Source organism: Psychrobacter sp. HII-4 (assembly GCF_904846595.1).
Lineage (GTDB): Bacteria > Pseudomonadota > Gammaproteobacteria > Pseudomonadales > Moraxellaceae > Psychrobacter > Psychrobacter celer.
Genome location: NZ_CAJHBJ010000007.1, coordinates 1 through 14,067, shown reverse-complemented (window position 1 = coordinate 14,067; position 14,067 = coordinate 1). Strand labels below are relative to the sequence as shown.

General features: G+C 48.0%; 11 protein-coding genes. 4 read left to right on the top strand and 7 right to left on the bottom strand.

The genetic code is table 11. The features are described 5' to 3' along the window. Positions 1 to 243: 243 nt before the first annotated feature. Entirely contained in the window at positions 244 to 1,995 is a 1,752-nt protein-coding gene (gene recJ / locus JMX98_RS05460) for a single-stranded-DNA-specific exonuclease RecJ (RefSeq protein WP_201585172.1), read from the top strand. 70 nt (positions 1,996 to 2,065) lie between these two features. On the opposite strand, the gene JMX98_RS05455 is transcribed toward recJ, so the two are convergent. The 7 genes from JMX98_RS05455 to JMX98_RS05425 form a co-directional block, all read right to left on the bottom strand. Then, positions 2,066 to 2,731 (bottom strand): trimeric intracellular cation channel family protein, encoded by a 666-nt coding sequence (locus JMX98_RS05455; protein WP_201585170.1) that lies wholly within the window; start codon positions 2,729 to 2,731, stop codon positions 2,066 to 2,068. A gap of 241 nt (positions 2,732 to 2,972) precedes the next feature. Further along, on the bottom strand, positions 2,973 to 3,608 hold the full coding sequence (locus JMX98_RS05450; RefSeq protein ID WP_105245076.1) for a trimeric intracellular cation channel family protein: 636 nt from the start codon (positions 3,606 to 3,608) through the stop codon (positions 2,973 to 2,975). A gap of 105 nt (positions 3,609 to 3,713) precedes the next feature. Further along, positions 3,714 to 4,871 carry a multidrug resistance efflux transporter family protein gene (locus tag JMX98_RS05445; RefSeq protein WP_201585168.1) on the bottom strand — a complete coding sequence of 386 codons (1,158 nt, stop codon included), beginning with the start codon at positions 4,869 to 4,871 and terminating at the stop codon, positions 3,714 to 3,716. Between the two features lie 142 nt (positions 4,872 to 5,013). Next, positions 5,014 to 5,745 carry a 7-carboxy-7-deazaguanine synthase QueE gene (gene queE, locus JMX98_RS05440; RefSeq protein WP_201585166.1) on the bottom strand — a complete coding sequence of 244 codons (732 nt, stop codon included), beginning with the start codon at positions 5,743 to 5,745 and terminating at the stop codon, positions 5,014 to 5,016. A 315-nt stretch (positions 5,746 to 6,060) separates the two neighbouring features. After that, complete coding sequence (gene dapD, locus JMX98_RS05435) at positions 6,061 to 6,882, bottom strand: 2,3,4,5-tetrahydropyridine-2,6-dicarboxylate N-succinyltransferase (protein WP_105245079.1); 822 nt, start codon at positions 6,880 to 6,882, stop codon at positions 6,061 to 6,063. 101 nt (positions 6,883 to 6,983) lie between these two features. After that, positions 6,984 to 7,943 carry an alpha/beta fold hydrolase gene (locus JMX98_RS05430; protein WP_201585164.1) on the bottom strand — a complete coding sequence of 320 codons (960 nt, stop codon included), beginning with the start codon at positions 7,941 to 7,943 and terminating at the stop codon, positions 6,984 to 6,986. A 270-nt stretch (positions 7,944 to 8,213) separates the two neighbouring features. Continuing rightward, complete coding sequence (locus JMX98_RS05425; RefSeq protein WP_227680044.1) at positions 8,214 to 9,974, bottom strand: amidohydrolase; 1,761 nt, start codon at positions 9,972 to 9,974, stop codon at positions 8,214 to 8,216. A 379-nt stretch (positions 9,975 to 10,353) separates the two neighbouring features. Here JMX98_RS05425 and JMX98_RS05420 point away from each other — a divergent pair, with 379 nt between their 5' ends. From JMX98_RS05420 to JMX98_RS05410, 3 genes are read left to right on the top strand one after another with little or no spacing between them, the layout of a single operon-like run. Then, the gene (locus JMX98_RS05420; RefSeq protein WP_201585162.1) at positions 10,354 to 11,367 is read left to right on the top strand and encodes a TAXI family TRAP transporter solute-binding subunit; all 1,014 of its coding nucleotides are present in this window, start codon (positions 10,354 to 10,356) and stop codon (positions 11,365 to 11,367) included. A 31-nt stretch (positions 11,368 to 11,398) separates the two neighbouring features. Next, positions 11,399 to 11,872 (top strand): DUF1850 domain-containing protein, encoded by a 474-nt coding sequence (locus tag JMX98_RS05415; RefSeq protein ID WP_227680043.1) that lies wholly within the window; start codon positions 11,399 to 11,401, stop codon positions 11,870 to 11,872. Next, positions 11,844 to 13,928: a TRAP transporter permease gene (locus JMX98_RS05410; protein ID WP_201585158.1), complete on the top strand. Its 2,085-nt coding sequence runs from the start codon at positions 11,844 to 11,846 to the stop codon at positions 13,926 to 13,928. Before JMX98_RS05415 ends, JMX98_RS05410 begins: the two co-directional genes overlap by 29 nt. Positions 13,929 to 14,067: the final 139 nt, after the last annotated feature.

Genomic DNA, 14,067 nt, shown 5'->3' with positions numbered 1-14,067 from the left:
TAGCATACAATCATCGCTTTGTAGCAAAATGCAGAAAATTACAGTCACTGTACACCGTTTTTGTAAATTTAGCCTAAGCCAGAGGTGTGCGCAGACATGGAGCGCAAGCACTGTATGATCTGCTAAAGGCTGACAAAGTGTTTTAAACAAGTGTTTTAAGAAGTCAAAAGCAATCGTAAAGAATAAACCTGACCGCTATAAATTGGCATTGTGACCCTGCATGAAAGCCAGTAGAATACCGTCATGCTAAATTTAACCCCTCGTTATACCAGCACTCGCATCGACGAGTTGCCCGCCGCCTTGCAGCCTCTTGCCGCCCAGTCACCGACGCTTGCCCGACTATACGCTGGTCGCGGCATCACCAATCCTGAGCAGCTGGAGATCAGTCTCTCTGGGCTACTGCCCGCTGAGCAGCTGCATGGTGTCACCAAAGCTGTGGATCTGTTAGATGCTGCTATTGATAAAGGTCAGCGGATTTTGATCGTCGGCGACTTTGATTGTGATGGCGCGACCAGCACGGCGCTGATGATGCGTGTGCTCACTAAGATGGGCGCGGTGGTGGATTTTTTGGTGCCAGATCGCTTTAAATATGGCTATGGGCTGACGCCTGAGATTGTAGAGCTGGGGATTGAGACTTATCAGCCTGATTTGATTGTTACCGTTGATAATGGTATCTCCAGTCATGAGGGCGTTGCACGCGCGCAAGCCGACGGCATTACGGTGATTATCACCGACCATCACTTGACCACCAAAGCGACCCCGCCAGCTGAAGCGGTGGTCAATCCCAATCAGATCGACTGTCACTTTGCCAGCAAAGCATTGGTGGGGGTTGGCGTGGCGTTTTATGTGCTGGGCCGCTTGGCAAAACAACGCCGTACAGCTGGTAAGTCCACTGTACAAGTCAGCCAGTATTTAGATTTGGTGGCGCTTGGCACGATTGCTGATGTTGGCGTACTGGACAAAAACAACCGTATCTTGGTGCATCATGGGCTAACTGCCATTCGTCAAGGGCGCTGCTGTATGGGTATCTTGGCGCTCCTCGAGCAAGTAGGCCGCGATCCAAAGCAGCTGCACGCGCAGGACTTTGGCTTTGTCTTAGGTCCACGTATCAACGCTGCTGGGCGTATAAACAACATGCGTATCGGCATTGAGTGCTTGTTGACCGAAGACTGGCACACCGCGCAGCGTTTGGCGCAAGAGCTAGAACAGCTAAACCGTACGCGCCGTCAGGTAGAAGGCGAGATGCGGGCGCAGGCGGACAATATCGTACAGACGCTAGCAGGCACCGCCAGTAGCACCGATAAGCGCAGTATTATTTTGTATCAAGACGATTGGCACCAAGGCGTCATCGGTATCGTCGCTGGACGATTAAAAGAAACGCATTATCTGCCCAGCATTGTCTTTGCGCCAGCAGATAAAGCGTGTACCGGAGACGATGATGCGATCAAAGGCTCTGCGCGGTCGATTGCAGGCGTGCATATTCGTGATGCCATTGAGCTGGTCGCTGAGCGCTATCCTGACTTGATCAGCCACTTTGGTGGCCATGCGATGGCGGCTGGCTTGACGATCAAGCGTCGTCACTTTGACGGGTTTGTGGCGGCGTTCAATGAGGTCATGGCAGAGATAGATGACGAGGTGTTTGCTGAGCAAAAAATCACCGATGGGCCACTGCAGGCCAGCGACTTTAGCCTATGGTTTGCCGAACATTTGGCAGATGCCAGTATCTGGGGGCATGGCTTTGTACCGCCGATATTTGATGGGGTGTTTGAGGTATTAAGCTTTAAGGTTTTAAAAGACAAGCACTTGAAGCTATCACTGCGCTATCCCGACGTGCAGTATCCGATTGATGCCATTTATTTTAACTTTGATAGCGCGGCGTGGGATTATCGCGCCCAGCAAGTGCATGTATTGTTTGAGCTCGATATCAACGAGTGGAACGGCAAACAAAGCTTACAACTCATGATCAAAGACTTGGCAGTGGTAGCAGCGGCGTAGCGCGTAAAGCGCTTTTACCGCCAGTGCTTTGACTGCTTAGCATTGAGACCCGCGTGTCAGCGCCGTGTGATTAATATCGCCATTCTATGGTCGGAAACTGCCAATCATAACGTATCGCCAGCATGCGCAAAGTAAAAATCGTACTCATCGCTGAGACGTCAGCCACCCAAGGCGTCACGCCGAGATTCTGCAGCGCAAAGTAGAGAATACCGCCTGCCAAAGCTGCGGTGATATAAATCTCTTGCTGCAAAACCAGTGGTATCTCATTGCAGATCATATCGCGGATAATACCGCCGACCACGATGGTAATCACCCCTAGGAGTAACGCCACTGGCACGTTGGCGCCCATACTGTCTGCGACTTTGATGCCGATGAGAGTAAAGGCTGATAAGCCGATGGTGTCTGAGAGTTTGAGAAACGTATCGACGCGTCTGGAGTTTGGATGAAAAAATATCTGCATCACCAGTGAAGACAAGGTAATGACGGTCAAGTAGCTCATATCGACCATCCAAAACAGCGGATGACGGTCTAAAATGACATCACGTACCGTACCGCCACCGATGGCAGTGACAATAGACACCAGCAGACAACCAAAGACATCGAAGTTTTTGTGCTTGGCCAGTATCGTACCTGAGACGCTACAAGCGACGATACCGATCATATCAAACAGATATATCAGCGAGCGCGGATCAAACGTGGTGATCAGAGCAGCAGGGTCTAATGCGATGGTCAACATGCGCAAGTCTCATTAGGTGATGATGGGGCAGCGGGTCGAATCGGTAGAAGAGGATAAAGGCTATCTACAATCAATCTGACAATCTGATATTAATGATAGTGAGTTCAGTATAAAAACGATACAGTGGGACTGGGATGAATTTTACGCAGCATCTGTCGGCGTAGGCACAGCACGCCAGAAAAATTTATACCAGTTCCCCGTTATATTTTATTTAGAATCGACTACAGCCGTTAATCTACCGTCAATCAACTAGGCGAATAGATGGCAGATGCCAGTCAAACCTCAGTGCCAACATCCGAACAGCAAAAATCACAAACAGCATAATAAACTCATTGATGCCAGCATCGACCCCCAAATACTGCAGCAGCAGATAGGTCGTAGAGCCTATGATGCTGGCCGTGATATAAATCTCACGCTGTAGCACAAGCGGTATCTCATTACAGATAATATCACGTAATAGCCCACCGATAATCGCGGTCCAAACCCCCATCATAATCGCAATGATCGGTGACATATCTTGCGTGAGCGCCACCTTAAAACCAATGACACTAAATGCGGCCAAGCCAATAGCATCAAAGAGCTTTAGCGCATTATCAATCTTATGATAAAGGTGAAAAAATATCTGTAAAATAAGCGAGGTCAGCGTGATAACAATCACATAATTGAGATCGGTCATCCAAAACAGCGGATGACGATCAAGCGCCATATCACGTAGTGTACCACCGCCGATGGCATTGACCAGCGATACCAAAATACAGCCTGCAATATCAAAGCCTTTGTGCTGCGCCAGCAAGGTTCCCGCGATTGCGCAGGCTATCACCCCTACCATATCCAGTAAGTACAACAAGATATCAGGGAAAATCAAATCATTAACCATCGTTATAGTACCAAGTCGTGACCGTCAAAATGAGATGACTGAGCGCAATAAAGGCTATTGCATTCGTCGTGTAGCAAAAACATCAACGAGACAGCTGTATACGACTTAGCCATCCTTGGCAAAAAATATCAGCCCGATAATGATCAAACCAATACCGAGCAAACCCATCGCTGAAGGTACCGAGTTACCCAGTAATAATATCCCACCGATAAGGGCAAAAATCACCTCACTGGCTTGGGTGGCATCGACGCCAGCCACTTCGCTTGAGGTCACCGCCTGACCGCGCGCGTACAAAAATATAGTAGTAGCCGCCACCCCGGCCAACAAAGCCACCAGCAATGTATTGAACACTTGTGTGCTATCGGGCAGCTCGGGTCGCACTATCATGCCCAAAAGCAGCCAAAATGGCAAACTCCCCACAGTCATTAGCCAAACTTTGTTAAAGGCATTTTGTAGTAAGGTAGTCTCAATCGAGGGGATACGATGGATCAGAGTTTGCAGTAGTGACGGCGCAGGTGCGGCGGCAGGCAGAGTATTTAGAGCGGTGCTAGTACCAGTGTCATATAAAGTAGGCGGCAGATCATAAGCTTCAGAGATGAGTGGCTCGTCATGGGTGTCGGCAATGCCAGATATGGCGTGCGACTGATCTGCCAAGTCAGCGGGTAACGCTGGCGTGCGGGAGTTATGAGTGACTTGCCAGACCAACTGATTGCCAATCGGGTAGCTAAAGGCGGCAATAAGGGCGGGCAGTGCCCCATAGAGCAGCATCTGTGCCATAGGGACGGCATGGGCAATATCAGTGTCGGCAAGTGCAGCGGCGTGCAAGCCCTCACTGACATTGACCATCACCACGCCAACAAACACTAAAAGGGCATAAAGGATGAATTTTTTATCAAAACGCTGGCCAAAGACCATCAGCACCAATAAGCTGGTCACGACGGTAAACATAAAGGTCGCCGCGACCACCCAGCCTGCCACATGATCGGCGGCATAGCAGATACCTGCATAAAACAGCCCAAAGCCAATACTGCCTGTGAGGCACCAAAAAACCCAGTGCTGAAAAAAGACCGCTGTCAAAGCTTTGAGGCGCCCCATCCCTTGCTGAAACAAGATGATGCCGGTGATTATCAGCCACATAAAGACATAGCGCAGACTCGCCGACCAAAACCAGTGGCCGCCTGCCGCGCTCATCATCTCATTTAAAATAAATGTCGAGCTAAAAAACGCCCCTGCCAACAAGCCCAGTAGTATTAGCTTGATCATCTTTGTGCCCTTATTCTTATTTCCGTGTCGTGTGAGCGATTTATACCGTTTTTCTTGTGCCCTTGATACAGCTATTTAGCTGTTTATGATAACGCCGAGGCGATGCCTATCGTTATTTGCCTTTTTACTGTTTGCCTTTTCACTATTTACCTTTGGCATCTGCCCAAATGATTTTGTGCAATTGCAGCTGAAAGCGCACGGGCAGGGCGTCGGTCAGTATCCATTCGGCAAGCTCGCGGGCAAGCACAGGCACCTCTGGACTGACCGCGTCATCGATATCATCTGCAACAGTAAACATCGGCGAAAACCAAACCGTGCCGACGCGTTTATCCAGCTGATGCTCAATGAGTGTGGTTTTTGCCCAGTCATAGTCAGTGCGGTTCATAATGACAAACTTAATCTGATCATGCTGGGTTAAGTGGTCAAGATTTGACCAAAGGTTTTTATCAGCTTCGCCTGAGCTTGGGGTTTTGAGATCCATGACTTTGCTGACCGCCGCTGGTACGTCTTTGACACTCAGCGCCCCTGCCGTCTCAAGGGAAATCTCATAGCCATCGCTGAGCAGGCGTTGCATCAGCTCGATGGCATTGGGCTGAGCCAATGGCTCACCGCCCGTCAGACAAATCCGCTTGCACGGATAGGTTTTGATCGTCGCTATGATGGCATCTAATGACTGACGCTCGCCGCCTGTAAAAGCATATTCGGTATCGCAATATACGCAGCGCAGCGGACAACCCGTTAGGCGTACAAATATCGTCGGCAGGCCTGACGTCAGCGCCTCACCTTGTAGCGAGTAAAAAATCTCTGTCAAACGCAGACCTGCGCTCGGGTCGGTGACAGGGATGGCGGCGGTGCGTAACGGCGACTGGTTCATAATGATTTCAAATACAATATAGTTTCAACGACAAGTGAGCGTTGATAAGGCGATAGGTTGATAAAGCGCTCGGCGATAAGCTTGTGCAAAAAGTCAGGTCGTAGGTGTGGCCGCTTTATGCGAGGATAGCGCAAAAAATCACGGTGAATTATAACGTAACCAATGGTATTACGCTGCGGCTAATACATAAAAAATTAAAATATAAAAAAAGATGCTGAAGCCATGCTCCAGCATCTGTATATAAAGCTATTTTACTAGGGCGTGTCCTCATTTTAAAAACGGTTTGGTATAAAAACCAACGTATACGCGAGCAGATTAGTCTAAGCGTAGCAGCTCATTGACCGCTGTTTTTGCGCGCGTCTGTGCATCGACTTTTTTGACGATGATGGCGGCATAGAGGCTATGGCTGCCGTCTTTTGATGGCAAGCTACCTGGTACGACGACAGAGCCTGCGGGTACGCGGCCGCGATGAATTTCGCCTGTCTCGCGATCATAAATGCGCGTTGATTGACCGATATACACGCCCATGGAGATGACCGCGCCTTCTTCGACGATGACACCTTCAACGATCTCAGAGCGTGCACCGATAAAGCAGTTGTCTTCAATGATGGTCGGGTTGGCTTGTAGCGGCTCAAGCACGCCGCCGATACCCACGCCGCCTGAGAGATGCACGTTTTTGCCGATTTGGGCACATGAGCCGACCGTCGCCCATGTATCAACCATCGCGCCTTGATCGACATAAGCGCCGATATTGACGTATGAGGGCATCAGCACCGCGCCTGCCGCGACATATGAGCCTTTACGAGCGATAGCAGGTGGCACGACACGTACGCCAGCTTCTTTAAACTGCGCTTCGGTCCAGTCAGCAAATTTGGTCGGTACTTTGTCATAAAACTGCACATGGTCGCCAGCGGCTTGTACGTAGTTGTCGTTTAGACGAAATGACAGTAGTACTGCTTTTTTGGCCCACTGATTGACGACCCATTCGCCATCCTTTTTTTCTGCTACGCGCAGGCTGCCGTTATCTAGTTGCTCAAGCACTTGCTCGATGGCATCGCGCACATCTTGCGGCATGGTGCTTGGGCTATATTCGTTACGGTTTTCAAAGGCTTGTTCGATGGTTTGCTGTAATGACATAAAGGTTCCTAAAGTTAATAAAAGAGAAATCTTATAACAAAATAAGGGCGTAAATGTGGTGAAAAAATACGTTCGCTGTATTGTCGCTAATTTGACCGCTTTTAGCAAACGTCCGCAGTATTATCTTCTATCCATTCTAGGATATCTTGATAAACGGTTTGATGGTCTTTTTCATGGAGCGGCTCATGACGCATATTTGGATAAAGCTGGATATCGACGTTGTTAAAGTTTTGCTGGTTTAAGCGGGTGACGATGCGACGAATGCCGCGACCCATATTGCCGATAGGGTCGTCCTCGCCGCTGATAAAGAGCATCGGAAAGTCCTTGGGAATGGTGGCGGCCCAGTGTTTATTCAGCCCCGTTTCCATCAAACAAAACAGCGTCATAAAGCCGTTATTGGTAAAATCAAAGCCTGTCAATGGATCAGACTCATAGTCTGCGATGGCTTCAGGGTTTTGACTTAACCAAGCAAACTCAGAGTCTGATTGGCGGTTCTTTAGCTTGCTATTGAGGACTTTATTCATGACCGTGGAAAATACAGGATTTGGGGTTTTTGGGGCGACTTTTGCCAAGAGTTTATTGGCAGGTACCAGCACTTTGGTCAAGGGGTTGGCATCTGCACTGCCCATCAAGATAGCACCTGCAAAGCGATGAGCATGATGTTTGAGGACATTGCGGACGATAAAGGAGCCCATTGAGTGCCCCATGACAAAGTGTGGCACCTCCGGATGACGCGCTTGTAGCTGATCAGCCATCACGATGACGTCTTTTAGCAATGACTGCATAGGATGCTCGTCAGCGAAAAAACCTAAGTCCGCTTGGGTTTTGACGGTTTTACCATGGCCTAAATGGTCATAAGTGGCGACGGCGATACCGTGATCGGCCAAAAACTGTGCAAAATCTGCATAGCGACCACTATGCTCGGCCATACCGTGTACAACGAGTAGAGTGGCCTTGATATCGGTTTGCGTATCGCTTGGCACAAAAAACGTATGATGTAGATGGTGGATATTGTCTGAGGACAAAATATGCTCGTGACTGCTATCGGTGCTACTACTCATAAAAAACTCCTATGATTCGGTAAAATACGGGGCGCATGATTGTCATAAACCATGATTGTCATAAACATAGAGGGCAAATCGCACGATATAAGCTGCCTGATATCGTGCATGATGGGCCATATCATTTGGCTGCTATTGTATAGTCGATACACTCTAAAAATGTCATAGCGCTACTGGGATGAATTTTGCGCAGCCTCTGGGAACGCAGCACGCAAGTAAAATTTATACCAGTAGCGCGTTTAAATCCATAACAGTTTTACATTCAGCTAACTATACTGGACGCTGATAAATAGTGTTGCCTTCTTTGATGGTTTTTACTACTTTAATATTGCGGATATCGGCTGGTTTTATGGTCAGTGGGTTGTTATCTAAAATCACCAAATCCGCGAGTTTACCAGGAGTCAGTGTGCCTTTGGTGTCTTCTTCAAAATACTGATACGCCGCGTTGCTGGTGATGGCCTTGAGAGCTTGGTACGGCGTGATGCGTTCATCAGCACCGATGACTTGACCTGTACGTGAGGTGCGATTGACCGCTGTCCAAACAGAAAACAGCGGATCGACTGGCGTGACAGTGTCGTCGGAGTGATTGGTATAAGGAATGCCCATTTTATCAACTGTGGCAAGAGGGCTTAAGGAGTTGGCGCGTTTTTCGCCCAAGTTTTTGATATGGACATCGCCCCAAAAGTAAGCGTGGTTGGTAAAAAATGACGGCACCATATTGTACTTTTTAAACGCCGCTAGCTGGTCTGGCCGCGCAAACTGCGTATGAATCGGCACGATACGGCGGTCTTTATCAGCGGCTTGCCCCGTTTGTTTGACCGCATATTCGTGCGCTTTGAGGATCATATCAGTGGCCGCGTCACCATTATTATGAATAAATAACTGATTGTCATTTTTATAGGCTTTGACAAACATCTCATTCATCTTCTCTTGGCTGATACTCGGCAAGCCGCGGCAGTCGCTCTCGCAGTCTGGTACAGGCGTCAGATAAGGCTGAGTAAAGTAAGCGGTCTTGCCTTGCGGGGAGCCGTCGGCGATGATTTTGGTGCCTTGTACCTTAAAACCGTTTTGATAGGTTTGCCATTTAAAGTCTTTATCGGCCAAGTTTTCGTCCAAATCACTAACCCCTGCCAAGGAGACCAAGTCGATTTTTAGCTTACCATCATCGGCTTGTTTTTGAAAAAACTGAATAGCATCACGGGTAGTAGAGCCGTCTTGCGCTGTGGTCACGCCGTACTTGGCGTAGTAGTCTTGGGTTTGATCAAAAAACTGTGCTTGCTTGGGCTCAAGCGTCTTAAGCAATTGATACATAAGCGGATACATCGCCGTCTCTTGTAGCAGACCATTTGGCTCGTTTGAGCCTTTGACTCGGGCGATATTACCGCCTTCAGGTGACTGGCTATCAGCAGTGATGTCCATAGCAGCCAGCGCACTGGAGTTGGCAACCCCCATATGACCGCTGGTGTGCTGCAAATACACTGGGTTATTTGGCAAAACGCTATCAATCTCTTCTTTGGTCGGATGGCGATCCTCAGTGAGCTGAGTCTCATCATAACCCCAGCCAAATATCCACTCGCCATCAGCGATATTATTGTCTTTTTTATAAGCCTTTAACGCTCGCAGCATTTTATCGATATTGTCTATCTTACCAATCGGCGGCGCGCTCAGATCCACCTGTCCCATAGTGTTGGACACCAAGCCAAAATGACTGTGCGGATCGATAAATCCTGGCAGCAGCGTCTGATGTTGCAAATCGACGGTCGCGGCATTTTTATAGTTGTTTTGCGCGTGTTTTAAGCTGCCAACATAAGCAATCTTACCGTTTTGGGTGACCAATGCTTGCGCCAGTTGCGGCTGGTCGCCCTCCATGGTAATGATATTGCCGTTGTAATAGATGGTTGCTTGACTGGTCGCTGTTTGTACCGCCAGCGCATTGTCTTGATTGTCTGCTGTCAGATTTGCTGCACAGCCGATCATGCTCAATAGGCCAATGCCTAATAAGACCGGTCTTATAAATAAATGTGTGCTCAATTTCTTCCCTAGTCTTGTCTTTTCTCATGAATGATAAACGTGCTGTGCGCTTTGCCAAAATATACTGATAGAACCAATCTAACTATAATGCCAAATGCGGTCAATATCCTTGGGCGATTTGTTGCTTTTCTATCCTGTGGGAGCCAGTACGCCTAGAGCATGCATTAATGCTGATATGGAATAAGCAGCTAAATTATAGTTGATCCACTATAAAAGAAATGCAGTAAGATAGGAAAGCATTTTGCGCAGTATCTGTTTGCGTCGGTGCAGGCAGTTTATTTATCATAAGAATTGCTATAGTATTACAGGTCTGTAAAGTATCTATTTTTAAAGACTATGCGTTTAGACAAGCGTATAAAAAATTTCAAGGATGAATGCCATGCTCAACTCTTCAAAATCTCCTTTGCTTTTATCAGCGATGTTAAGTGCTGTTTTAGGCCTAACCGCGTGCTCTTCTCCAAGCTCAGAAAACACAGACAATGCAGCGGCAGAAAGTAGTGCCACTGCAGACGATAAGCTGGACACAAAGTTTGTCACCATCGCCACAGGCGGCGCATCTGGCCCTTATAATATTATTGGTACAGCGTTGTCTGAGGTTTATGCCAAAACCTTTGGGGTCAACTCAAAGACGCAGACCACAGGCGCATCAGTTGAAAACGTCAATTTATTAACCCAAGGCAAGGTAGATATGGTGTTGGCGCTGAGCGATGTCGTCACCGATGCCGTCGATGGCAAAAATAACTTTGAGCAGCCAATTGACAATATTCAGCAGATCGCTGTGTTATACCCCAATGTCGTGCAAATCGTGACGTCGCAACAGTCTGGTATCAAAAATATCGAAGATCTGCGTGGTAAGCGTATCGCGGTTGGCGATCAAGGTTCAGGCACAGAGGTGAATGCGCGCACCCTATTAGAAGGCTTTGGTATTACTTATGATGATATCACCGTCGACTATTTAGGCTTTGCTGAAGCGGCTGATGGCATGAAGGCTGGCAAAATCGAAGCGGCATTCTTTAGTAGTGGTCTACCAAACTCGTCATTGATGGAGCTAGAGCAGGGCTTAGATTTGCAGCTGGTCACTATCGATCAAGCTAAACTGAATGAGATCATCGCCACCAAACCGTACTTTAAAACCTTTGAGATACCAGCGGGTACTTACGGCAACGATGCCGCGATACCGACGGCCGCGATTATGAATGCGTTGTTGGTGCGTTCGGATTTATCTGAAGACGATGGTTATAAGCTGACTAAGGCTTTGTTTGATAATTTGGACGGCCTAAAAACCGCGCATCAAGCAGCCAATGATATCAGCTTAGAGTCTGCCAACACTGGTATGGTAGCCCCAATCCATCCTGGCGCTAAAAAGTACTATGACGAGCAAGCAGCCAAGTAAACGTCTATGGTTATTAACTAGCGCGGCACTGATGGCTGCGCTAGTTTTTTTTGTGCTATGGGCCAGCGTATCCCAGCAGCCCGTTGTCGAAGTGCAAGTCGATGGCACCACCTGTTATTTTACTGAGCCAAACTTTGAACTGCGCTGGATCCATTCTGTAGAAAAGCAGTGGTGGGAGGAGCAGTATCAGCGTACAGACGACGGTCTGCTATTGACCACCACTTATTTTGAAGCGTTTGGTGCAGGTACGCCGTCGACTGAAGCGCTAGCCCCCATACAAAAACCTGGCTATTTGGGTTATCAAATCAACGAAACGCTGCCTAGTCTTAATTGGGTAGTGTCTAGATTGACCAAGGGTGAGCTAAATTATGCCGACCATCGGCTTTTGATTCATGAGTGGGCGCCAGATTATTCTGAAGTAACGGTTACGCCCAAGACGTACCATTTAATTGACAGATTACAAAAGGACTTTTGTCATGAACTCGCAAGTGACGGATCACGATAATGTGACCACGATGTCAGCCAATCATGCTGATCTGCCCATCCATGCCAGCACCCATGCTGCTACCAATGTAGATGCCGAGCTTGACGCGCAAGCTCATAATCAGGCCATATTAGAAAAGTATGATCGAGAGTCGATCACCCGTCACATCACTCAAGGCCCAGTTAAGTATTTTATCGCTGGAATTTGTATTTTATATTCTATCTTTCACTTGTATATCACCTTCAACCCAATGCCAGCACTATTGCAGCGCTCTGTACACGTCGGTGTTGGTTTTGCTCTGATATTTCTGATATTTCCAGCCAGTAAAAAAAGTAGCCGCAAGCACGTCGCTTGGTATGACTGGATTTGGTTCTTGCTATCATTGTCTGGCATGGCTTATCTGATATACGAGTATCAAGATATCGTGACCTCGCGCGGCGGCATGGCCAATCCGGTCGATGTGATATTTTCTATTATTACCGTTATCTGTGTGTTAGAGGGCAGTCGCCGTATCACCGGTTGGATACTACCGATATTGGCATCGATATTTTTGGCTTATCCATTTGTCAGCCATCTAGATTTTATGCCTGATCGATTGCTCACGCGTCCTTATGATATGGGCGATATCTTTGGTCAGTTGTTTTTAAAAACGGAAGGTCTGTATTCTGTGGCGATTGGCGCGTCGGTGACGTTTATCTTTTTGTTCATCTTATTTGGCGCGTTTTTGGCGCGCTCTGGTATGGGTCAGCTGTTTAATGATTTGGCATTGGCTATTGCTGGGGATAAAAAAGGCGGCCCTGCCAAGGTTGCAGTCATCTCAAGCGGCTTTATGGGTAGTATCAACGGCTCAGCATTATCGAACGTTGTCAGCACCGGCGCTTTTACTATTCCGTTGATGAAAAAAGTCGGCTATCACAAAGACTTTTCGGGAGCAGTAGAAGCCAGCGCGTCAGTTGGTGGGCAGATATTGCCACCGATTATGGGAGCCAGTGCCTTTATCATGGCGGAGACCACAGGGCTACCTTATAGCACCATTGCTTTAGCGGCTTTATTGCCGGCAGTGCTCTACTATCTGGGCGTTATTGCTCAAGTGCATTTTCGTGCGGGTCGCCGCGACCTAAAAGGCATCGCCAAAGAAAACCTGCCCGCCGTCAAAGAAGTATTAAAAGCGCGCGGTCATATGCTACTACCGATTGTATTTTTGATTTATTTATTGATTGAAAATGTACCCGTCGGCTATGCCGCGGCCTATACCATTGGCTTCACGGTTGCCATTAGTATGCTACGCAAAGAGACCAGAATGGGGTTTTCGGACATTTTGGGTGCACTAGAAGATGGTGCTCGCCAGTCGCTGGCGGTTATGGCGGCCTGTGCGGTGGTCGGAGTGATCATTGGCGTTGTCAGCTTAACCAGCTTTGGGACGGTGATGACCTCATCCATCGTGACATTAGGAGCTGGGTCGTTATTCTTAACCCTAATATTGACCATGCTTGCCTCTATGGTACTCGGCATGGGGCTACCGTCTATTCCTGCGTATATCATTACCGCAACGATGGCAGCGCCTGCACTAGCAGGTTTTGATATTCCTATTTTATCAGCGCATATGTTTGTGTTTTATTTTGGCATTTTTGCCAATATTACGCCGCCTGTCTGTCTGGCAGCCTTTGCTGGTGCGGGTATATCGGGTGGTGATCCAATGAAGACAGGGTTTTTGTCGTTGAAGCTGGCATTGGCCGGATTTATCGTGCCATTTATGTTCATCTATAGTCCGACGATGCTGATGATAGATCCCACGGGTCTGGCAGTCACGGCAAAAGACTTTCCGCTGCCGCCTATCCTTGATATCGTGACAGTGGTATTGACATCGGTAACAGGCGTTATTGCTTTAGGGGCGGCGCTAGAGGGCTATTTTAGGGGCGCTATGAGTCCACTCACGCGTGGCATATTGGCCATCGGCGCGTTACTACTGATTTATCCTGAACTGACCACGGGGGTTATAGGTGGGATTATCGTGCTGATTATCGCTGTTTGGAACATAAAAACCGCTGAAAAGCCCACACCGACCTTAACGGTTTAAAGCATTAGGTATCTATAGTCGATACACTCTAAAAATGTCATAGCGCTACTGGGATGCTATTTTTAAACGTAGGTTGCGCAGCCTCTGGGAACGCAGCACGCAAGTAAAATTTATACCAGTAGCGCGTTTAAATCCATAA

Bases quoted from the DNA above. Each gene is read 5' to 3' on its own strand.
- recJ (WP_201585172.1), top strand. From the start codon at position 244: ATGCTAAATTTAACCCCTCGTTATACCAGCACTCGCATCGACGAGTTG.
- JMX98_RS05455 (WP_201585170.1), bottom strand. From the start codon at position 2,731: ATGTTGACCATCGCATTAGACCCTGCTGCTCTGATCACCACGTTTGAT.
- JMX98_RS05450 (WP_105245076.1), bottom strand. From the start codon at position 3,608: ATGGTTAATGATTTGATTTTCCCTGATATCTTGTTGTACTTACTGGAT.
- JMX98_RS05445 (WP_201585168.1), bottom strand. From the start codon at position 4,871: ATGATCAAGCTAATACTACTGGGCTTGTTGGCAGGGGCGTTTTTTAGC.
- queE (WP_201585166.1), bottom strand. From the start codon at position 5,745: ATGAACCAGTCGCCGTTACGCACCGCCGCCATCCCTGTCACCGACCCG.
- dapD (WP_105245079.1), bottom strand. From the start codon at position 6,882: ATGTCATTACAGCAAACCATCGAACAAGCCTTTGAAAACCGTAACGAA.
- JMX98_RS05430 (WP_201585164.1), bottom strand. From the start codon at position 7,943: ATGAGTAGTAGCACCGATAGCAGTCACGAGCATATTTTGTCCTCAGAC.
- JMX98_RS05420 (WP_201585162.1), top strand. From the start codon at position 10,354: ATGCTCAACTCTTCAAAATCTCCTTTGCTTTTATCAGCGATGTTAAGT.
- JMX98_RS05415 (WP_227680043.1), top strand. From the start codon at position 11,399: ATGGCTGCGCTAGTTTTTTTTGTGCTATGGGCCAGCGTATCCCAGCAG.
- JMX98_RS05410 (WP_201585158.1), top strand. From the start codon at position 11,844: ATGAACTCGCAAGTGACGGATCACGATAATGTGACCACGATGTCAGCC.